This is a genomic window from Marisediminicola sp. UYEF4 (genome assembly GCF_040546025.1).
Taxonomy (GTDB): Bacteria; Actinomycetota; Actinomycetes; order Actinomycetales; family Microbacteriaceae; genus Marisediminicola.
Window position 1 is genome coordinate 18,758 of the sequence record NZ_JBEPNA010000019.1, and the last position, 18,546, is coordinate 37,303.

21 protein-coding genes are annotated in these 18,546 nt (G+C 66.4%); 13 read left to right on the forward strand and 8 right to left on the reverse strand.

Annotated elements, in window-relative coordinates; all coding sequences use genetic code 11:
- Position 1: 1 nt before the first annotated feature.
- Positions 2 to 328, reverse strand: coding sequence for a hypothetical protein (locus ABIB15_RS13470; protein ID WP_354479609.1), 327 nt, complete (start codon positions 326 to 328; stop codon positions 2 to 4).
- Positions 329 to 608: 280 nt separating this feature from the next.
- Between ABIB15_RS13470 and ABIB15_RS13475 the strand changes: the two genes are divergently transcribed.
- Positions 609 to 1,031 carry a hypothetical protein gene (locus tag ABIB15_RS13475; protein ID WP_354479612.1) on the forward strand — a complete coding sequence of 141 codons (423 nt, stop codon included), beginning with the start codon at positions 609 to 611 and terminating at the stop codon, positions 1,029 to 1,031.
- An 82-nt stretch (positions 1,032 to 1,113) separates the two neighbouring features.
- Here ABIB15_RS13475 and ABIB15_RS13480 read toward each other — a convergent pair whose 3' ends face one another.
- Positions 1,114 to 1,704, reverse strand: a complete 591-nt coding sequence (locus tag ABIB15_RS13480) for a DUF305 domain-containing protein (protein ID WP_354479615.1) — start codon at positions 1,702 to 1,704, stop codon at positions 1,114 to 1,116.
- A 91-nt stretch (positions 1,705 to 1,795) separates the two neighbouring features.
- On the reverse strand, positions 1,796 to 2,065 hold the full coding sequence (locus tag ABIB15_RS13485) for a hypothetical protein (RefSeq protein WP_354479617.1): 270 nt from the start codon (positions 2,063 to 2,065) through the stop codon (positions 1,796 to 1,798).
- A 72-nt stretch (positions 2,066 to 2,137) separates the two neighbouring features.
- Here ABIB15_RS13485 and ABIB15_RS13490 point away from each other — a divergent pair, with 72 nt between their 5' ends.
- The 8 genes from ABIB15_RS13490 to ABIB15_RS13525 are packed head-to-tail and all read left to right on the forward strand — an operon-like array spanning position 2,138 to position 10,343.
- A complete protein-coding gene (locus ABIB15_RS13490; RefSeq protein ID WP_354479620.1) occupies positions 2,138 to 2,488 on the forward strand; it encodes an NADH-quinone oxidoreductase subunit A in 351 nt (116 codons plus the stop codon).
- Entirely contained in the window at positions 2,479 to 3,690 is a 1,212-nt protein-coding gene (locus tag ABIB15_RS13495; RefSeq protein ID WP_354479622.1) for a hypothetical protein, read from the forward strand. Before ABIB15_RS13490 ends, ABIB15_RS13495 begins: the two co-directional genes overlap by 10 nt.
- Positions 3,683 to 4,618 (forward strand): complex I subunit 1 family protein, encoded by a 936-nt coding sequence (locus ABIB15_RS13500; RefSeq protein WP_354479624.1) that lies wholly within the window; start codon positions 3,683 to 3,685, stop codon positions 4,616 to 4,618. The genes ABIB15_RS13495 and ABIB15_RS13500 overlap by 8 nt, the downstream gene beginning before the upstream one ends.
- 2 nt (positions 4,619 to 4,620) lie before the next feature.
- Positions 4,621 to 5,184, forward strand: a complete 564-nt coding sequence (locus ABIB15_RS13505; RefSeq protein WP_354479627.1) for an NADH-quinone oxidoreductase subunit J — start codon at positions 4,621 to 4,623, stop codon at positions 5,182 to 5,184.
- Positions 5,181 to 5,483, forward strand: coding sequence for an NADH-quinone oxidoreductase subunit NuoK (gene nuoK, locus ABIB15_RS13510; RefSeq protein ID WP_161886684.1), 303 nt, complete (start codon positions 5,181 to 5,183; stop codon positions 5,481 to 5,483). The genes ABIB15_RS13505 and nuoK overlap by 4 nt, the downstream gene beginning before the upstream one ends.
- Positions 5,480 to 7,411, forward strand: a complete 1,932-nt coding sequence (locus ABIB15_RS13515) for a proton-conducting transporter transmembrane domain-containing protein (RefSeq protein ID WP_354479631.1) — start codon at positions 5,480 to 5,482, stop codon at positions 7,409 to 7,411. Before nuoK ends, ABIB15_RS13515 begins: the two co-directional genes overlap by 4 nt.
- Before the next feature lie 3 nt (positions 7,412 to 7,414).
- Positions 7,415 to 8,905, forward strand: a complete 1,491-nt coding sequence (locus ABIB15_RS13520) for a complex I subunit 4 family protein (protein ID WP_354479634.1) — start codon at positions 7,415 to 7,417, stop codon at positions 8,903 to 8,905.
- Positions 8,906 to 8,918: 13 nt separating this feature from the next.
- Positions 8,919 to 10,343: an NADH-quinone oxidoreductase subunit N gene (locus ABIB15_RS13525; RefSeq protein WP_354479637.1), complete on the forward strand. Its 1,425-nt coding sequence runs from the start codon at positions 8,919 to 8,921 to the stop codon at positions 10,341 to 10,343.
- Between the two features lie 8 nt (positions 10,344 to 10,351).
- Here the strand turns inward: ABIB15_RS13525 and ABIB15_RS13530 are convergent, their stop codons facing one another.
- Together ABIB15_RS13530 and ABIB15_RS13535 are read right to left on the reverse strand one after the other, a co-directional pair.
- Positions 10,352 to 11,281 carry an aldo/keto reductase gene (locus ABIB15_RS13530; RefSeq protein ID WP_354479640.1) on the reverse strand — a complete coding sequence of 310 codons (930 nt, stop codon included), beginning with the start codon at positions 11,279 to 11,281 and terminating at the stop codon, positions 10,352 to 10,354.
- 4 nt (positions 11,282 to 11,285) lie between these two features.
- The gene (locus ABIB15_RS13535) at positions 11,286 to 11,798 is read right to left on the reverse strand and encodes a glycoside hydrolase family 31 family protein (RefSeq protein ID WP_354479642.1); all 513 of its coding nucleotides are present in this window, start codon (positions 11,796 to 11,798) and stop codon (positions 11,286 to 11,288) included.
- Between ABIB15_RS13535 and ABIB15_RS13540 the strand changes: the two genes are divergently transcribed.
- Positions 11,702 to 12,619, forward strand: coding sequence for a glycoside hydrolase family 16 protein (locus tag ABIB15_RS13540; protein ID WP_354479645.1), 918 nt, complete (start codon positions 11,702 to 11,704; stop codon positions 12,617 to 12,619). The two genes, ABIB15_RS13535 and ABIB15_RS13540, sit on opposite strands and share 97 nt — an antisense overlap.
- Positions 12,620 to 12,698: 79 nt before the next feature.
- On the opposite strand, the gene ABIB15_RS13545 is transcribed toward ABIB15_RS13540, so the two are convergent.
- Positions 12,699 to 13,985, reverse strand: a complete 1,287-nt coding sequence (locus ABIB15_RS13545; protein WP_354479648.1) for an APC family permease — start codon at positions 13,983 to 13,985, stop codon at positions 12,699 to 12,701.
- A gap of 226 nt (positions 13,986 to 14,211) precedes the next feature.
- Here ABIB15_RS13545 and ABIB15_RS13550 point away from each other — a divergent pair, with 226 nt between their 5' ends.
- The 3 genes from ABIB15_RS13550 (at position 14,212) to ABIB15_RS13560 (ending at position 16,910) form a co-directional block, all read left to right on the forward strand.
- Positions 14,212 to 15,591 carry a hemolysin family protein gene (locus ABIB15_RS13550; protein WP_354479650.1) on the forward strand — a complete coding sequence of 460 codons (1,380 nt, stop codon included), beginning with the start codon at positions 14,212 to 14,214 and terminating at the stop codon, positions 15,589 to 15,591.
- Positions 15,588 to 16,631 carry a CNNM domain-containing protein gene (locus ABIB15_RS13555; RefSeq protein ID WP_354479653.1) on the forward strand — a complete coding sequence of 348 codons (1,044 nt, stop codon included), beginning with the start codon at positions 15,588 to 15,590 and terminating at the stop codon, positions 16,629 to 16,631. Before ABIB15_RS13550 ends, ABIB15_RS13555 begins: the two co-directional genes overlap by 4 nt.
- Positions 16,632 to 16,712: 81 nt before the next feature.
- Positions 16,713 to 16,910 carry a hypothetical protein gene (locus tag ABIB15_RS13560; protein WP_354479655.1) on the forward strand — a complete coding sequence of 66 codons (198 nt, stop codon included), beginning with the start codon at positions 16,713 to 16,715 and terminating at the stop codon, positions 16,908 to 16,910.
- An 11-nt stretch (positions 16,911 to 16,921) separates the two neighbouring features.
- Here ABIB15_RS13560 and ABIB15_RS13565 read toward each other — a convergent pair whose 3' ends face one another.
- Entirely contained in the window at positions 16,922 to 18,163 is a 1,242-nt protein-coding gene (locus ABIB15_RS13565; RefSeq protein ID WP_354479657.1) for an MFS transporter, read from the reverse strand.
- A complete protein-coding gene (locus ABIB15_RS13570) occupies positions 18,156 to 18,545 on the reverse strand; it encodes an ArsR/SmtB family transcription factor (protein ID WP_354479660.1) in 390 nt (129 codons plus the stop codon). Before ABIB15_RS13570 ends, ABIB15_RS13565 begins: the two co-directional genes overlap by 8 nt.
- Position 18,546: the final 1 nt, after the last annotated feature.

Consider the following 18,546-nt stretch of genomic DNA (forward strand, 5'->3'; position numbering starts at 1 on the left):
TTCACATACCGGGGAGCTCGATCGTCTCGAGGACCTCGATGGTGCCGAGCTTGAGGTGGGGGTGCCCGTCCATCAGGGTCGCTGCCGCATCTGCGTCCGCGGCCTCGACGATTGAGTAGCCCGCCGCGGTCGAGGGGGACCTCGTCGTTCGCGCAGATGAGACGGATCTCGCGTTCCCGAGTGGCGATCCGAATTCGAGGAGCGCGGCACCGACCTTGCCAGCCCAAGCCATCCATTCCTGCATCTCCGCCTGGCCTTCCTCCTCCGATTGCTCGATCTGTTGCTCCGCGCTCACGTCGGCGTGATAGAGCACAATGTACTTCGCCATTTCCACATTCCCTTCGTTGGGCGGTGCACACAGCGCTGACGGCGTCTCAGATGCGCTCCGGCCGGGGACCACGGTACTCCCTCGCCTCCAGCGCCGGTAGGCCGTGCGTCCCCGGCGGGATGGAGCGCGGCCAAGCAGCACTTGAGCTCGTCGAGGACGACGTTCCTCTGAGCCACGGCGAGGGCTGGACGCTGAATGCCGCGGAGGCGTACCATCCGAGCCGTCGAGCAAGGTGCTCGAGTGTGGAGGCGAGAAAATGTTTACGAGGTCGATGGCAAAAATGGGTGCGGCGGGTGTGGGGCTCGGTACGCTTCTGACGGTCGGTGTCATAGCACCGGTCAATGCGGCACCGGTGCGATTCCCGGTTGACGTGGTGGCGCACACGGACTTCAGCGCAGATGCGAGCGAGTTCGAGGGCAACATTCCCGGGTGCGAGACCGGCACTGTGGTCGATGGTGCCGGCGGGCCGCACTTCACCCCGTGGGGCGGAGCGTTCGTCGGGGTGAAGGAGTTCACGTGCGCCGGCGGTGAGGGAGGTCTCGATGTGCGATTGAACGCCCGGTTCGGAGAACTGGGCGCGACGGGGACCTGGACAGTCATCGATGGGTGGGGTTTGTTGGAGGGCGTGAAGGCGTCGGGCTCCCTCGTCGGCGTGTATACCGAAATTGGCGTCGACGATCGGTACACAGGCTCGGCTAGGTGACGCGGCCACGGCGTGCGACATAACGTCGCCGAGCGGTGAATCACGGCGACCCCGATGCGGCGTCGTAGAGCGACGCTGGTGCCTACAGCGTCGCGAGAAGCTCGTCCATTAGCTCGAGCTCGGCGTTCTGGTCCTTGATGATCTTCTCGGCGAGAGCCGTGGCATCCGGATCCTGGCCCTCATCAACCTGCACCTGCGCCATCTCGACCGCGCCCTCGTGGTGCACGGTCATCTGCTCGAGGAACAGCCGGCTTGCCTCAGTGCCGGTGGCGGCTTCTAGGTCCGCCATGTCCTGCTCCGACATCACGCCGGCCATGCCGTCCATGCCGTCCATGCCGTCCATGTCGGCCGGTGCGTCCCACTGCTCGAGGAAGCCGTTCAGCTGGTCGATCTCGGGCCCCTGGGCATCTTTGATGTCCTGCGCGAGTTCGGTGACACGCGGGTCGATGCCGTCCTTATCGAGAATCACCTGCGCCATATCGATGGCCTGACTGTGGTGCACGACCATGGACTGGGCGAACACCACGTCCTGGTCGTTGAAGGTCGCGGAGGCGTCGGATGACGATCCGGGGGAGTTGTCTCCCGTGTCGGTGCTGGCCGTGGAACAGGCGCTGAGGGTGAGGGAGGCGGCGAGAACGCCGACGACCGCGATGAGTGTGCGTTTGTTGAACATGTGTGATCGTGCCAATCAGTAGAAATGGATGTATTGGGGGTACCGCAGAGACGGCGCTCTATCGCGCCCGGGAGCGGGTGCGACTGATACATCAGACTCGACTGATCGAGAGGACTTCCAGTGATGGCGTCCATGGCAACGAGACGCGAGTAGTGGCGATGCGGACGACACGCACCAGCGGTAAGAACATCAGGCGCCCAGCTGAATTGATCATCGTGTGCATAGCGAGGATTCCGAACAGCACGGCCGCAACGACGATCATCGCGGTGACGATGGTGTGCTGCCGTGGTGCACCTGCCATAATCCGAAACATTTCGCCGTTCATCCGCCCTTGTTTGCTTGCACGATCGTACGCCACCACGGTGGGAGTATTTCCCAGCCAGGTTCTCGTAGCTGATAAATTGCCATGAGCGCGCGGAGATGAGGAGGACGAATGTCGGCTTACGTCAGCGTCGCCGTGATCGTCGGAGCGGCAGTGGCTGGGATCGGCGTGCTCTACCTTGTGGCCCGGGCCACGTCGGTGTCGCCGGTGCCGCTCGTGACCACGCCGTTTCTGTCCGGCTGGATGCCTGAACAGCACGCACTGTCCCGCTACCACGCTCGCTGGTATCCGCTCACCGTCATCTTTCTCGCCTTCGACGTCGAGATGCTTTTCATGTACCCCTGGGCCGTCGTCGTGGCGAGCGAGGGTCCCACGGCAGTCATCGAGATGTTCATCTTCCTCGGGCTGCTCATGGTGGGCGTCGTCTGGGCCTGGCGGGAAGGATCGCTGAGATGGGTGTGACCTCAGTGCTCGCCCGGTGGGCCTCCACTAGCGTGCATGTCCTCGTCGTTGAGGTGCCGGGCTCGGACGAATCGCGGATGCTGCTCGAGGCCGAGCTCGACCGTCGTGGCTGGAGCGTCGCGCTCTCCCCAGCCGACGCCGACCTGCTCGCCGTGTGCGGGATACCGGGCAACGAGCTCCGGACGGCATGCGATCTCGTGTGGAATCAGCTGCCGGGACCACGCTCCCGAGCGAGCGTCACCACCGCAGCCGCGCTGTCGGCACTGCTCGATGGAGCAGTGGCGCACCTCGTCGACGATTCGCGGCAACGCGAGGATGCCCGCGCGAGATCCCAGCACGTCGCTGCCACAGATGCGACACCGGATGCCGACGAGCACGAAGGCATGTCGCACGAGGACATGGACCACGGCGGGATCGACCGCGGCATGGACCATGGCGCGATGGACCACGGCGGCATGGACCATGGCGCGATGGACCACGGCGGCATGGACATGCCGATGCCCGGCGGCATCCCACTCGCCGGTGGAGGCGACGACCGCGACGGACTCGAGATGGATGTGCTCAACGTTCCGCTCGGTCCGGTGCTGCCTCACTGGCCGGCTGGCCTCGTGGTGGATTGCGTGCTGCAGGGCGACGTGATCGTGAGTGCGCAGGCCCGGATTCTCCCGGCAGCGTCGGCGTCGGCGTCGGAGGAGGCGATGACGGGTGTCGTGGACGCTCGCCGGCGCATGATCCGGCTCTGCGACCAGGCCTCGCAGCTACTCGCACTCGTCGGCTGGCAGGCTGCCGCACAGAACGCGCGCCGGCTGCGTGACGACTCGCTTCGGGGAGCGGACCTCACTGATCATGGCGCGGAACTCGATCGGCTGCGCCGACGCGTCGAGCGCTCGACGCTGCTGCGCTGGTCGCTGAAGGGACTCACTCTCACAGGCTCCGCGACCCGCGACGACGGGGCGGACCTCAGCATCCGTCATCGCCTGATTGGCTGGCTCCGCGAGGCTGCTGAGCTGGCTGGGACCACACCCGGTGGGCGGCCAATCGCTGGGCACGATGCCAATCGGGCGCAGGAGGCGCAGGACTTGCTCGACGCCCTGCCCGACCTGCTCCGCGGAACGGATCTCGGAACCGCGCGCCTGCTCATCGCCGGCCTCGGTCTCGACACCGCCGCTCTCAGAGAAACCCATGAGCGCTCTCATGACTGAGCCCATCGTGCAGGTGAGCCCGGCCTGGGCGGTGCTGGCGTCGCTCGCCCTCCTGTTGTTCGCCCTCGCGGGAGCCGGGCTGAATGGTGCGCTCGCGGCCCGGTCGGCCGGTCGCCCGGTCCGCTCAGGAGCGGGTGCCCCGTTCGCCCAGGTGGCACGGCTGCTGAGGCAGAGACGACAGGTCACCGTCGCGGCCGATGTGCTGCTGTGGCGGATCGGTGCTGGTGGCCTTCTGGTTGTCGCTATTCTCAAGATCCTGGTCATCCCGCTCGGGCCGTGGACCCTCGCCGACCTCGACGTGGGCGTCGTCTGGTTCAACACGATGGACGTCATGATCTGGGCGCTGTTCTGGCTCATCGGCTGGGGGGCGAACAGCGCGCACGCGCTCGTGGGGGGCTATCGCTTCCTGTCGCTCGCTGTCTCGTATGAGCTGCCGCTGATGTTTGCGCTGATCACGCCGGCGGTCGCAGCCCGCAGCCTGCGGGTCGGCGACGTTGTCGCGGCCCAGCACGACCTGTGGTTCGTGATCTGGATGCCGGTCGCGTTCGTCATCTTCTGCGGCAGCGTCATCGCCTTCTCGAGTTGGGGGCCGTTCGCGACGGGTGCCGGGCGGGACATTGCGGGCGGTTTTCTCGCCGACGTCTCCGGCGTCGACAGGCTGCTCATCCTCACCGGTCGCTACGCGGTGCTCGCTGCGGGCGCCGCGTTCGCCGTGCCGCTCTTCCTGGGCGGTGGAGCGGGTCCGCTGCTGCCCGACTGGTTCTGGACGATCGTCAAGACCGCGCTCGTGCTCGCGGCATTCGTCGCGATCCGCCACAGGGTGCCCACGATCCGTCCTGACCGGTTCGCCGAGGTGGCCTGGATCATCGTGCTGCCCGCGGCGCTCCTGCAGGTGCTTGTCGTCGCGATCATCGCCGTGGGGAGCTGAGGATGCTGGTCGACCTGTTGTTCTGGGCGCTCGCGGTCGTGTCCGTGGCATCCGGTGTCGCGGTCTTCGTGGTCGACTCGATGGCGCGGGCCACCTACGCGCTCGCGGTCTCGTTCGTCGCCGTCGGGATCATGCTCGTGATGGCCGGTCTCGAGTACATCGGCATCATCACGATTCTCATGATGGTTATGGAGATGGCGATCATGGCTGTCTACATGGTGATGTACATGGGGATGAACCCGGCACTGATGCCGATGGACATGACCCACAGCAAACGCTGGTCGGCGGTGCTGGCGGTGGGAACCTTCGTGCTGCTGGCCGCGGGAGCCCTGCTCATCCCGTGGCCCGCCCGCGTGGGTGCACCCGCACCCGACCTCACCGCCTCGCTCGGCGAGGCGATCATGGGGCCCAAGATGCTCGCGATGCTCACCATCAGCCCCGTGCTGTTCGCCACGATCATCGCCGGCCTCGTGATCGCCAACCCGCGCGGGCGGTATGACCGCTGGGGCGATGACCTCAAGCGCGACACGCCGAACGATCCGATGCGGGGAGGGCTCGGCCGATGACACTCGAAGCCGTTCTTCTCGTCGCCGCCGCGCTGTTCTGTGTCGGCCTATACGGCGCGCTGTCCCAACAGGTGGTCGTGATGGTCATGATGGGACTCGAGCTGATGCTCAACGGAGTCATCCTCGCGGCCGGCGCCTTCTGGTGGTTTCTCGCGCCCGCCCCGGACGGCCAGGTGCTGCTGCTCATCGTGATCGCCGCGATGACGGTGGAGATGGCGATGGGCTTCGCCGTCGCGACCCTGCTGCACCGGTCCCGCGGATCAGACATGACCGACTCGGCGACAGACCTCTCCGGATGAGCGGGCTCGCCCTCGCCCTGGTCGTGCTGCTGCCCGCGGCATCCGGAATCTCGCTCTGCCTCGCCGGACCGCGTGCACGGGCCGCCGCGATCCCGGTCTCGCTTACGACCGCCACCGTGACGGCGGCGCTCGCAGTGGTCGTCACCTTCACACGCCCCGCGCTCGAGATCCCCTTCATCGCCGGCGCGCCGCTCGGGCTTGCTGTCGACGGGCTCTCCGCCCTGTTGCTTCCCGCCGTCGCGATCGTGACCCTGCTCGTGCTGATCTTCGCGGCCGCCGAGGGAACGGAGTCGCCGGGACGGTTCCATGGCCTCATGCTGATCTTCGCCGCCGCCGTCGTGGTGACCGTGACCGCGACGACGCTCCCGGCTCTGCTGTTCGCTTGGGAGATCATGGGTGCGATGTCGTGGGCGCTCATCGGCTTCCACTGGCGGGATGACCGGCGCGTGCAGGCGGGGCTCGTCGCCTTCACGATGACGAGGGCGGGCGATCTCGGCCTCTATCTCGCCGCGGGCGCCGCGCTGATGGGAGGCGCGGGTCTCGCGCTCGCCGATCTGCCGGCCGCGTCCTCACCGTGGCGAGACGTCATCGCCGCCGGCATCATCGCGGCCGCCCTCGGCAAGGCCGCGCAACTGCCGTTCAGCTCCTGGCTGTCACGTGCGATGGAAGGGCCGAGCACCGTCAGTGCACTGCTGCACTCGGCCGCGATGGTGGCGATGGGCGGATACCTGCTGCTGCGGGTGGCGCCGCTGCTCGAGGCGACGGTCTGGGCGGGAATTACCGTGGCGTGGATTGGAGCGCTCACCGCCCTGCTGCTCGGCGCGGTCGCTGTCGCCCAACGCGATCTCAAGCAGCTGCTCGCGGCGTCGACCGCCGCCCAACTGGGATTCGTCGTGCTGGCGGCCGGGGTGGGGTCGATCGCCGGCGGTGCGGGCTACCTCGTCGCGCACGCCTCCACCAAAGCGCTGCTCTTCCTCGTGGCCGGCGCGTGGCTTGCCGCTCTCGGCACGAAGCAGCTGTCGGCGCTCCGCGGCGCCGCTCGGCGGTGGCCGCTCGTCGGCGTGCTGTTCACCGTCGGGGCACTGTCGCTCGCGGGCATTGCGCCGCTCTCGCTCTGGGCGCTCAAAGACGAACTGCTCGCCGTCGCCCTGGAGACGAGCCCCGTGCTCTACATCGTCGGCCTCAGCGCGGCGGCACTCTCCGGGGTCTACTCCGGCAAGGCGCTCCTGATCGTGTGGGGGCGAGCGGATGACGCGACCGAGGCGGGGTTCGACGACGAGCAGCCGGGAACCGGTCACATCGGACGGTGGGAACGGCTCCCGCTGGCCGTGCTCGCGGCCGGTGCAGCACTGCTCGGACTGCTGGCGCTGCCGCAGGTGAGCGAGCGGCTGAAGGCGATGCTGGGGGAGAGCGGGACCGCGACACCCGGCGCGGTGGAGCTCGCCGGCTCGGCGCTGCTGGCGCTGGCAATGCTCGCCCTTGTCGCGGTGGCGCTTCGACGGAGGCTCCCGCGGCCATCCTGGGCAGTCAACTGGCTGGGACTCGAGCGAGCCGTCCACCTCGTCGTGGTGCTCCCGACGCTCGCGCTGAGCGAAGCGCTGGCGATATTCGACGACGGCATCCTCGACCGCGGCCTACATCGAACGGCGCGCGCCGCCGTCGCCAGCGCACGTCGACTTGGACGGCTCGACGACAGCGCTCTCGATGCGGCAGTCAGCGCGACCGCGCATGCTGGTGCGCATGCGGGTTCGCGTGCGGCGCGCGCCGACATCCGGGGCATCGACGGCGCCGTCGAGGGCCTCGCCCGCCAGCTGCGACGCCTCGGCACGCTCGCGAGGCGCCCGCAGACCGGCCGGATCCACCAGTACTACGCCCAGATCGCCATCGCCCTGGCTGTCGTGTTCATCCTGATCCTTCTCGTGAGGTAACCCATGCTCAGCCTTGTCGTTTTCCTCCCCGTGCTCGCGGCGATCGTGCTCGCTGTGATGCCCCGCGTCACGGATGCCGCGGCCCGCTGGAGTTGGCTTGTCGTCACACTCCTCGATCTCGCCCTCGTGGTCGGCTTGTGGGTGTCCTACCGGGACCCGGGTGCCGGGGGCCTGGCCTTCGAGGAGCAGCTGCCGTGGATTCCGAACGTCGGCAGCACCTATCACCTCGGCCTTGACGGGCTGTCGCTGCCGCTGGTCGCGCTCACGTCGCTCATCTTTGTCGTCTGTGCCGTCTTCGCGCTTCGCGACACCGACAGGCCCCGCTCGCAGGCCGCTTTGTTCCTCTTTCTCCAGACGGCGAGCCTTGGAGTTTTCGCGGCGCAGGACCTCATTCTCTTCTTCGTCTTCTTCGACCTCTCGATCGTCGGCATGTACTTCGTCATTGCTGGCTGGGGGCACGGCAACGCGGCACGGTCGGCGCTCAAGTTCTTCCTCTACACCTTCCTGGGCTCGCTCGCGTTGCTGCTCGGGTTCATCGGCCTCTACCTCGGCTCCGAGGCGAAGACCTTTGATATGGTCGAGCTCGCGCAAAACCCGCCGTTCGGCGACCAACCCGTCGTCGGCGGACTGGTGCTCGCCGCCGTCTTCATCGGCCTCGCCATCAAGACGCCGACGTTCCCATTCCACACGTGGCTGCCGCCCGCCCACACGGATGCTCCGGCGATCGGTTCGGTCGTGCTGGCGAGCATCCTGCTCAAGATGGGCACCTACGGTTTCGTGCGCATCGCCATGCCCATGCTGCCGGACGCCTGGCGAGACTGGGCGTGGCTGATCGTCGTGATCGGCGCGATCTCGGTGCTCTACGGGGCACTCGTCGCGCTCGCCCAGACCGACTTCAAGCGGATGATCGCCTACACCTCGGTCAATCACATGGGCTATGTGGTTCTCGCGGTCGGCGCGGCGGGGGTCGTGAGCAACAGCTCAGCTCAAGCGAGGGAGGTCGCGATCACCGGCGCCGTCGTGCAGATGGTGAGCCACGGACTCATCACGGGCGCCCTCTTCCTTCTCGCGGGGGTGCTCTACGACCGCAAGGGTAGCTACGACATCGGCTCCTACGGCGGACTCGCGGCCCCGGCGCCGCGCTACGCCGCGTTCTTCGTGGTCGCGGCCTTCGCCTCCCTCGGGCTGCCCGGCTTCAGCGGTTTCATCGCCGAGTTCCAGATCTTCGCCGGCAGCATTGGTCCCGTTCCATTGACCGCGCTCGCCCTCCCGGGCATCCTGATCACGGCCGCCATGTTCCTGCGGGCGCTGCAGCGGATGCTCATGGGCGAGACACGAGGGCTGTCCGATGGATTCCATGACCTTGACCGTCGGGAGATCCTTGCGATCGCGCCGCTCCTGCTCCTAGCCGTGATCATCGGAATCGTGCCGCGTTTCCTGCTGGATGTCATCGAGCCCGCGTCATCCGTCGTCATCGAACTCGTCAGCCGGTAGCGTCCTCGTGAATATGCAACGGGATACCCTCGCGCTGCTCCCGGAGATTCTCGTTCTCGCCGGCGGGGTGATCGTCCTGCTTGCGGGGTCGTTCCTTCCCCGGGACCGGCAGGGGGTAACACGATCTGTCGCGATCGTCGCGCTGCTGCTGGCTGCCGCGGCGGCGGTGGCCGGAATGACTTCCCCCGCGATGACGATTTTCGAAGGCGGTTTCGCGGTCGACGTCGCGACCGGGGCAGCGCGGATCATCATCCCGCTCGCCACGATCCTCGTACTCGTACTCGGCGTCGAGGAGCTCGGCGGAAGCGCGAGGGAGAGCGAAACCTACTCGCTGATGATGCTCTCTGCGCTCGGCGCGATCGCGATGGCGGGAGCGAACGACCTGCTCGTTCTCGCCGCCGGCTACCTGCTCGCGAGCATTCCCCTCTATGCCCTCGTCGGCATGAGCCGGTCGCCCGGCGCGGCTGAGGCCGCCCTCAAGACCTACCTGATCGGCGCGATCATGGGCATCGCACTGCTGCTCGGGGTCACTATCCTCTACGGAGTCGGCGCAAGCACATCGTATTCCGAACTGCGGTCGACGCTCGGCGATGCACCGCCCGCGGCGGTCCTCGCCGGGATCGTCGGGGTCGTGGCGGGACTGATGTTCAAGGCGGGCGGGGTTCCCGGCCACTTCTGGGTGCCCGACGCGACGCAGGCATCGGGAACGACGGTCGCGGCGTTCCTCACGTCCGTTCCCAAGCTCGGCGCACTGATCGCGGCCTATCGCTTCTTCGAAATGCTTCCCGACGGGTCTGGCTCAGGCGCTGTCGGGTGGCCCCTGCTGGTCGCCATCGTTGCCACCGCGAGCATGACACTCGGTAACCTTGCGGCTTTCTGGCAGACGGACGTGAGGCGCCTTCTCGGGTGGTCGACGGTGAGCCAGGTGGGCTATCTGCTGCTGCCCGTCGCGGTTGCGGGCAATGCCGATCTCGCACTGCCGTCACTCCTGCTCTACCTCGCGGGTTACGCGGCGTCGAACATCACCGCGTTCGCGGTCGTCGCCGCACTGCCGGCCCGTCGCTCGATCGAGGACTACCGCGGCGCTGCGGCAGCGCACCCGTGGCTCGCCGGAGCTCTCGTCGTGAGCCTGCTCGGACTCGCCGGTACCCCGCCGACGGCGGTGTTCGTCGGCAAACTCACCACCTTCAGCGCGGCCTGGGACGGCGGTTTCGCCTGGCTGGTCGTCGTCGCAGCGATCAACACCGTCGCGAGCCTGTTCTACTACCTGCGCTGGCTCGCCCCGATTCTCTCGCGGGGGCGGGGGGATGTCGAAGCGCCGGTGTCGGAGCCGAGCTGGGCTGCTCGGGCTGCCGTCACCGGCGCGTTGGCCGTGCTCGTCATCGGGATCGCCGCGGGGCCGATACTGACCGCATTCGGCACGACGCTCCTGGGGTGACCAGCGTGCTACGGCAGCACGTGGCCCGCGGCAGTGAACAGGCGGTACCATTCCGGGCGGGTGAGCCGTACGTCGGCGCCGGCCGCGGAGTCCGTGAGCCGTGAGATGTTCGTGGTGCCCAGCACGACCTGGATGTCGGCGGGGTGCCGAGTAATCCACGCAACGGCGATCGCCGCGGGAGCCACCTCGTATTTCGCCGCGAGCTCGTCGATGACGTCGTTCAGAGCCGAGTACGTCTCTCGATCGCCGAGGAAGATCCCGTCGAAGTATCCCTTCTGGAAGGGCGACCATGCCTGAAGGGTGATGCCGTTGAGGCGGGAGTAGTCGATGATGCCGTTGCCGCGGTCGACGGACTGCTCGAGACCGGCCATGTTGGCCGACATGCCCGCGGTGATCATCGGCGCGTGCGTGAGGCTGAGCTGCACCTGGTTCACGACGAGGGGCTGGCTCACCGAGCTCTTCAGCAGCTCAGTCTGCCCCGGGGTGTGGTTGGACACACCGAAATTGCGCACCTTGCCGGAGCTCTGCAACACGTCGAATGCCGCGGCCACCTCGTCCGGCTCCACGAGCGCATCGGGGCGGTGCAGCAACAACAGATCGAGGTACTCCGTCTGCAGCGCCGCAAGGGACTCGTCCACGGACCGGAGAATGTGCTCGGTGGAGAAATCCCAGAATCCCGAGCGGATGCCGACCTTCGACTGAATGATGACGGACGCGCGCTCCGCGGCGGAGAACGTCACGGCGTCGCCGAAGCGCTTCTCGCATTCGTGGGTCTCGGTGCCGTAGATGTCGGCGTGGTCGAAGAAGTTGATGCCGGCGTCCCGGGCGCCGCTCACGAGAGAGCGAATATCTCCATCGGTCATCGAGGAGATCCTCATCAGGCCCAGGATGACGCTGGATGCTTCGAGGTTTGTGTTCGTGAGAGTCTGCGATTTCATGTCTCTATCCTGCGGGCAAAACTGCGCGGTGGTTTCCGAACACCTCGCGCAGGCCCGAGGTCCAGGCATCCGCACGGCACAGGACAACGGCGCTGTCGATCGGCGGGTCCAGTTCGACGACTCCTCTCCTGTGCGCCGAACCGTCGCGGGTGTCCACCCACTCGCCCTCCGGCACGTACACCGTCCAGCGGTCGACGCCGGGCGCGACAACCGGCGCGACCCGGAGGCCCTTGCCGAGGGTCCACTGCAACGGATGGTTCCAACCTCCGCGTCGAGCGGCGAGTCGAAGTAGAGGGGCGCATGGGCGCGGCGCCGGCCAGGGCACAAAATCTGGGCTTCTAGTGGGTACTGAGAGCGCTCTCTTATACAGTGGGAGCGCTCTCAGAGAATTCTGGAAGCACAATCGAAAAGAGTTCAACAATGAAGTTTCGCTCACAATACAAGCTCGCCGCGGTCGCTGCCACGGTAGCGGTCGTCGTGGCCGTGGTTCCCTCTGCCGCGCTCTCCGCCCAGGCATCGATTCCCGCAACCCCCACCGGCTGGACGCTCGATTGGAGCGACGACTTCAGCGGGGCAGCGGGAACCGGCGTCAACACCACCAACTGGCTGTATGACATTGGCACGAGCTACCCGGGTGGCGCCGCCCAGTGGGGCACGGGCGAAATCGAGACGATGACGTCGTCCACCGCGAACGTGTACCAAGACGGCGTGGGCAACCTCAATATCAAACCCATCCGCGATGTCCGGGGCAACTGGACGTCCGGTCGCATCGAAACCCAGCGCGCCGACTTCCAGCCGGCCGCGGGCAAGATCATGCGTATCGAGGCCCGCATCCAGATGCCCAACGTCACGGGCGCAAAGGCGCAGGGGTACTGGCCAGCGTTCTGGGCGCTTGGTGCTCCCTTCCGCGGCAATTACACGAACTGGCCGTCGGTCGGCGAGATCGACATCATGGAGAACATCAACGGCCTCAACACTGTCTGGGGCACCCTGCACTGCGGAACGAGCCCCGGCGGCCCGTGCAACGAGACCACCGGTCTCGGGAGCAGCACAAGCTGCCCGGGGGCGACCTGCCAGTCCGCGTTCCACGTCTACCGAGTCGAGTGGGATCGCAGTGGAGCGGTCGCTCAGGTGCGCTGGTATGTCGACGGCGTGCTCTACAACACGGTCAGACAAACCGATGTGGATGCCACGACCTGGGCCAACGCGACGGATCACGGCTTCTTCGTCATCCTGAACGTGGCCATCGGCGGCGGCTGGCCGGGGCGACCCACCGGTCAGACCCAATCGGGTGTTCCGATGCTCGTTGACTACGTTGCGGTGTACAAGAGCGTCTAACTAGGTCGGCTCGAAGGCGGGTGGCTCGGATCGGCGGGCCACCCGCCTTTTTTGTTGCCTCGGCTGTGATCGAGTGTCTTCATTTCTGCTGTGCACGCACACGCATCGTGAAGACCTGCGCGAGGACGATTGCGGCGGCAACCGATGCGGCGACGATGACGGTGAGGATGTCGTTCTGTACTTTCAGGATGGTAAAGGGGATGAGGATGCCGAGATCGAGGGCGATGGTGAGCGCCGGAAGCCAGGGCTTGGCGTTGATCTTTGCGCGGAGATGGCGGATGACGCCCCATTGCACGGCGATGTCCATGGAGAGGTAGAGGAACGCCCCCATGGAGGCGATCTGACTGAGATCGAGAAATGCAGTGGCCACGACGGCCAGGCCGGCGGTGATGATCATCGGCTGGTGCGAGACCTTGTCCGGCAGTGACGGCGCCTGTCGCATTTCCTGCAACATCCCGTAGAGGCGCGATACGGAGTACAAGCTTGCGAGGAGACCCGAAAGTGTCGCGACAACGGCGATGGCGACGGTGATTCCGACGCCCCAAGCGCCAAAGAGCGGCTCGGCCGCCTGCGCGAGTGCATAGTCGCGGGCGTCGACCGCGCCTTTCGCTCCGATGCTCGACTCGACCGACACCGTGATCAGCAGGTACAGCACCGTGCAGATGAGCAGAGAGATGATGATCGACCGCGCGATGTTCTTCTTCGGGTCTTGGATGTCATCACCCTGATTGGTGATGGTCGTGAAGCCCTTGTAGGCGAGCACACACAGGGTGGTCCCGGCGAGCAGGCCGATGACATCGAACGAGTCCCCGGATGCCTCGGCGAAGAACCCATTGCCGGATACAGCGGTTCCGACCAGTCCGGCGATCGCGAGCACGGCGATACCGACGATCTTCAGCACCGCTGTCGTGGTCGCCGAGCCTTCGACGAGCTTGTTGCCGACGAGATTCACTGCGGCCGCGGCGACGATGGCGGCAACAGCCAGGACAGGGACGAGAATCGCGGAGTCCTGCAGGCCGAAGGGACGCAACAGGTAGGTGCCGAACGTGCGTGCCAGCAGGCTCTCGGCGACCACCATCGACACGAACATGAACAGCGAGAACGAGCCCGCGGCCACGCCCGGACCATACGCATCCTTCAACAGCATCGCGATACCGCCGGACGACGGGTTCGTGCAGGAGTAGCGGGTGTACGAGTATGAGCTGACCCCGGCGACGATGGCGCCGAGCAAGAACGCGAGCGGGAACCAGTCGCCCGCGAACCCGGCAACCTGGCCGACGAGAGCGAAGATCCCCGCGCCGATCATCACCCCGGTGCCGAGCGATATCGACCCAGCGAGCGTGATCTTGTCGGTGCGTTCAGCCATTGCTCATCTCCTCCGTCGGCGGTGTGCCCCTGTGTGTGGTGTGGAGATGTGTCGGTGTGCCGTCCCGCCGCACACCAAGTATCCCCCAGCCGCTCAGGGTAAACTTGATCCCAATCATCTAAACCGGAGGCATCGCCACCCACGTGGACCATACGACCAGTTCTACCGGGTCATCTTCTGACCCCGACCATTGTTGTGATCGCGAAGCGCACTCGGTAGGCATCCGATGATCGGCGCGCTGCTCACACTGCTCCTGGGCATTCTGGTGATCCTGGTGATCATCGCGGCGAACGGATATTTTGTCGCCCAGGAATTCGCCTACATGTCGGTCGACCGCCGCAAGCTCTCAGCGCAGGCCGACTCGGGCGACAAATCGGCGAAGCGCGCTCTCGCCGTGACGCGCCGCACGTCGTTCATGCTCTCGGGTGCGCAACTCGGCATCACGGTGACCGGCCTGCTCGTTGGCTTCGTCGCCGAACCGCTCGTCGGTGAGTCGCTCGGAGTCTTGCTCGGGGGAGTCGGGGTTCCCGCCGCGGTGAGCATCACGGTCGGAACGCTGCTCGCTCTCGTGACCGCGACGATTGTGCAGATGATCTTCGGCGAGCTGTTTCCAAAGAACTATGCCATCGCCAACCCCGAACCTCTCGCCAAGGGGCTCGCGCGGTCGACGACGATCTATTTGACCGGCTTCGGTTGGCTCATCGCAATGTTCGACCGCGCCGCAAATCTGCTGCTGCGTGCGTTGCGCATCGAGCCGGTGCACGACGTCGACACGAGTGCGACCGCCGAGGACCTCGAGCGCATCGTCTCCGACTCCCGCGAGAGCGGCGACCTGCCCGGCGAGCTGTCGTACCTGCTTGACCGCATCCTCGACTTCCCCCACCGCGACGTCGAGCACGCGATGATTCCGCGCGCGCACGTCGATACCGTGCGGCCCGAGACGACGGTGGGAGAGCTGCGCATCCTCATGGCGAAGGCCCACACCCGGTATCCGGTCATCGACGCCCGCGGTGAGCCGGTGGGCGTCGCGCAACTTGCTGATCTGCTCGGGGACAGGGTCGACGAGAACGTGCCGGTGACGCAGATCATGAGACCGCCGACGGTCGTGCCGACTCTCATGAGGCTGCCGGATGCCCTCGCCCAACTCACCCGAACCGACAACGAACTCGCGTGTGTGATCGACGAGTACGGCGGCTTCGCTGGTGTGCTCACCATCGAAGACCTCGCGGAAGAGCTCGTCGGTGAGATCACGGACGAGCACGACGACGGCGCAACGTCTGTTCTGGAGCCCGACGGTGACAACATCTGGCTGATGGGTGGCGATGTGCACGTTGACGAGGCCGAACGCGCGATCGGTCACGACCTGCCGCGCGGGGACTTCGAGACCGTCGCGGGGCTGCTGATCGCCGAGCGAGGTGCGCTGCCGAGTGCGGGCGAGACGATGCGGATCACCCTTCCGGTCGACCCCGCCGACCTGGTGCTCGATGAGCCGATCCGCCGCATGCTCGATGTGGACATTCTCAAGGTCGATCGCCACGTGCCGAGCGAGGTGCGGGTGAGCTTGGTTGAGGTCGCCGACGTGACCGACAAGGAGGTCGAGCGATGAGCAATCCCTGGGTCATCATTTTCGTGACCGTGCTACTGATTGCCCTGAGCGCGTTCTTCGTGGTCATTGAATTCGCCCTGCTGGGCGCGAGGCGTCACCGCCTCGAAGAATCGGCGGCGACGAGCCGCTCGGCCAGGGCCGCGCTGCGAGGAGTGAACGAGCTCACCCTGATGCTCGCCGGCGCTCAGCTCGGCATCACCGTAGCCACGTTCGCGCTCGGCGCCGTGACGAAGCCCGCGGTGGACGGGTGGCTCGGCCCGGTATTCGAGTCGTGGGGGATGCCCTCGTGGGTGGCCGGAGGCGCGGCCTTTGCTCTATCGCTGCTGCTGGTCACGTTCTTGCACCTCGTGGTCGGCGAGATGGCCCCGAAGTCGTGGGCCATCGCGCACCCTGAACGCTCGGCCATCCTCATCGGAATTCCCTCGCGCGCCTTCGTGTGGCTGTTCCGCCCATTGCTGAGCTGGGTGAACAGCATCGCGAACCGTCTCGTGGCGGCGACCGGGGTCGAGCCGGTCGAGAGTGCCGCCGTCGGTGGGCTCAACGCCGAGACGATCCGGCACCTTGTGGAGCACTCCGCCAGCGTGGGCTCGCTGGGGTCGTCGTTCCGGTCCCAGATTTCGAACGTGATCGAGCTCGAGACCATGCACGTCGAACACCTCATCGCCGCGAACGGCGAGCCGACCGCGGTCCCGGCTGGCGCCAGCGTTGCCGAGGTCCAGGCAGCGGCGGCACGATCGGGCCACATGCGCATTCTGGTGGCGGCCGACGTGGGGCTCACGGGCTCGCTGCCCGGCGTCGTGCACGTGCGCGACACGCTTCTCGAACCGGCCACGCGTGCGGCTCGCGAGCTGGCTCGCACTGCCTTCGTGATCACAGTCGGGACCCCGGTTCACGAGGCCCTCGCGCGCTTGCGTGAGGCGGGCGAGCAGTTCGCGGTAGTCATGGAGGGCGAGCGATTCGTCGGTGTCGTGACGCTCGCCGATGTTCTTCGACGTGTGCTTCCTGACCCGGAGGAGCGTGCGTCCACCTTCACCGGATAGGGCGGGACTTTGTCCCCTGATCCTCCCGCGTCACGGCGCCTACGGTCGTGAGGACCGACCGCCGATCGCGAGGAGGATGGCATGGTCGCAAAGAATGGCGCGGCTGCGGCGAGCGCCGCCCCGTGGGGAGCCTTCTTCTTCCGTGCCTACATCGGTGCCGCGATCTACTTCATTTCAGATTCGGATGGCAGCTTCCTGGCCGTCGTGCTCGGACTGGTGCAGGCCATCATCTGGCCGGTCTACGTGCTCTATCACGTGTTGATGATGCTCCGCGCCTAGACGCCCCGGAACTAGTGCCCGTGTGCTGCCGCCGGCGCACCGGCATCGGCGCGATTGCGTGGTGTCCACGCGATCGCCGCGATCGTGGCCGCGATCGCGGCAATACCGGCGAGAACCAGAGCCGTGAACGGGAGGCCGATGAGCGCACCGAGGATGCCGGCGGTCGGGTAGGTGACGATGAAGCAGGCATGGGAGAGGGAGAACTGCGCGGTGAACACGGCCGGCCGGTTTGTGTCGTTCGATGCGCGCCGCAACAGCCGGGACGACGGCGTCAAGATCAGGGCGGTGGCGGCGCCGAGGTACAGCCAAGTCACCATGAGGGCCACCCAGCTGGCCGTGGACGCCGGAAATGACGTCACTATCGCGACGACGATCAGCCCGATTGGCAGCGCGCCAGAGCCGGCGAGCATGATCGCTCGGTCGGGCAACGCATCCAGCAACTTGGGCAGGGCAAGCGCCACGGTCATCGAGCCGGCACCGTAGGCGGCGAGCAGCAGCGCGACATCCGTCTGCGGTCGGCCGAGGTCGCCCTGCACCAGCACGACAGTATTCACGATCACCATTGCCGTCGCCGAAGCGACAACGAGGTTCATGGCGAGGAGGCTGCGCAACACGGGGGTGCGCCAGAAGACTCTGGCGCCGCGAGTGAGGCGCTCCGCGAACGGGGTCGGTGCAGCCTGCCCCATCGCGGGGAAGGTCGTCGTGAGGACCAGAATCGCGGAGCCAACGAACCCGACGAACGTGCCGACGAACAGGTTGTGATAGCTGATCGCGGTCAGCAACACCGCAGCCAGGAACGGGCTGACGAGGGCTTCGGTGTCGTAGGCAAGCCGGGACAACGAGAGCGCACGGGTATAGTCGCGCTCGTCCCGGAGGATCTCCGGAATGACAGCTTGAAACGCGGGGGTGAAGGTAGCGGAGGCCGACTGCAGCACGAAGATCAGAACGTAGATCTGCCACACCTCGGTCACGAAGGGAAGGCTGATCGCGATGCCGGCGCGGAGCACGTCGGCCGCGACAAGCAGCACTTTCCGTGGCACGTGACTGGTCGCCGCAGCGATAACCGGGGCAAGACCCACATATGCCAACATTTTGATGGTCAGTGCCGTGCCGAGCACGAGGCCGGCGTCGCCGCCGGCGATATCGAAAGCCAGCAGCCCGAGCGCAACGGTGAGCAGGCCTGTTCCGAGCAGAGCGACAACTTGGGCACTGAACAGCTTCGCGTAAGCGCCGTTGCGAAGGACCCTAAGCATTGGTGATGGTCCTGCCGGTCGCGGAGGACGGATGCTCGACCCGGTGGTGCGACGGGTCGGTCTCGAGCGCGTGCTCGGCCTGGAATATCGCATCTGCGACCAGCTGCCTGGCATGCTCGTTCGCTAGCCGGTAAAACACCCGGTTGCCCTCGTGGCGGGTCGCGACGATCCGGGCAAGCCGCAGCTTTGCGAGGTGCTGCGAAACGGCGGCGGGGGGCTTGTCGAGGGCATCGGCCAATTGGTTGACCGACAGCTCTCCGTCGCGGAGGGCGAGAATGATGCCAACCCGGGTCGCATCGGCCAACATCGAGAAGATCTCAACGGCAAGCTCGACGTACTGGCTGTCAGGCGAAAGGCCGCACATTCGCGTATCTGCATTCATA

Coding starts and splice junctions, on each gene's coding strand:
- ABIB15_RS13570 (WP_354479660.1), bottom strand. CDS start 18,545: ATGAATGCAGATACGCGAATGTGCGGCCTTTCGCCTGACAGCCAGTAC.
- ABIB15_RS13500 (WP_354479624.1), top strand. CDS start 3,683: ATGACTGAGCCCATCGTGCAGGTGAGCCCGGCCTGGGCGGTGCTGGCG.
- ABIB15_RS13490 (WP_354479620.1), top strand. CDS start 2,138: ATGTCGGCTTACGTCAGCGTCGCCGTGATCGTCGGAGCGGCAGTGGCT.
- nuoK (WP_161886684.1), top strand. CDS start 5,181: ATGACACTCGAAGCCGTTCTTCTCGTCGCCGCCGCGCTGTTCTGTGTC.
- ABIB15_RS13560 (WP_354479655.1), top strand. CDS start 16,713: ATGGTCGCAAAGAATGGCGCGGCTGCGGCGAGCGCCGCCCCGTGGGGA.
- ABIB15_RS13525 (WP_354479637.1), top strand. CDS start 8,919: ATGCAACGGGATACCCTCGCGCTGCTCCCGGAGATTCTCGTTCTCGCC.
- ABIB15_RS13495 (WP_354479622.1), top strand. CDS start 2,479: ATGGGTGTGACCTCAGTGCTCGCCCGGTGGGCCTCCACTAGCGTGCAT.
- ABIB15_RS13540 (WP_354479645.1), top strand. CDS start 11,702: ATGAAGTTTCGCTCACAATACAAGCTCGCCGCGGTCGCTGCCACGGTA.
- ABIB15_RS13470 (WP_354479609.1), bottom strand. CDS start 328: ATGGCGAAGTACATTGTGCTCTATCACGCCGACGTGAGCGCGGAGCAA.
- ABIB15_RS13545 (WP_354479648.1), bottom strand. CDS start 13,985: ATGGCTGAACGCACCGACAAGATCACGCTCGCTGGGTCGATATCGCTC.
- ABIB15_RS13505 (WP_354479627.1), top strand. CDS start 4,621: ATGCTGGTCGACCTGTTGTTCTGGGCGCTCGCGGTCGTGTCCGTGGCA.
- ABIB15_RS13515 (WP_354479631.1), top strand. CDS start 5,480: ATGAGCGGGCTCGCCCTCGCCCTGGTCGTGCTGCTGCCCGCGGCATCC.
- ABIB15_RS13480 (WP_354479615.1), bottom strand. CDS start 1,704: ATGTTCAACAAACGCACACTCATCGCGGTCGTCGGCGTTCTCGCCGCC.
- ABIB15_RS13475 (WP_354479612.1), top strand. CDS start 609: ATGGGTGCGGCGGGTGTGGGGCTCGGTACGCTTCTGACGGTCGGTGTC.
- ABIB15_RS13550 (WP_354479650.1), top strand. CDS start 14,212: ATGATCGGCGCGCTGCTCACACTGCTCCTGGGCATTCTGGTGATCCTG.
- ABIB15_RS13565 (WP_354479657.1), bottom strand. CDS start 18,163: ATGCTTAGGGTCCTTCGCAACGGCGCTTACGCGAAGCTGTTCAGTGCC.
- ABIB15_RS13535 (WP_354479642.1), bottom strand. CDS start 11,798: ATGCCTGGGCGGAGAGCGCGGCAGAGGGAACCACGGCCACGACGACCG.
- ABIB15_RS13520 (WP_354479634.1), top strand. CDS start 7,415: ATGCTCAGCCTTGTCGTTTTCCTCCCCGTGCTCGCGGCGATCGTGCTC.
- ABIB15_RS13555 (WP_354479653.1), top strand. CDS start 15,588: ATGAGCAATCCCTGGGTCATCATTTTCGTGACCGTGCTACTGATTGCC.
- ABIB15_RS13530 (WP_354479640.1), bottom strand. CDS start 11,281: ATGAAATCGCAGACTCTCACGAACACAAACCTCGAAGCATCCAGCGTC.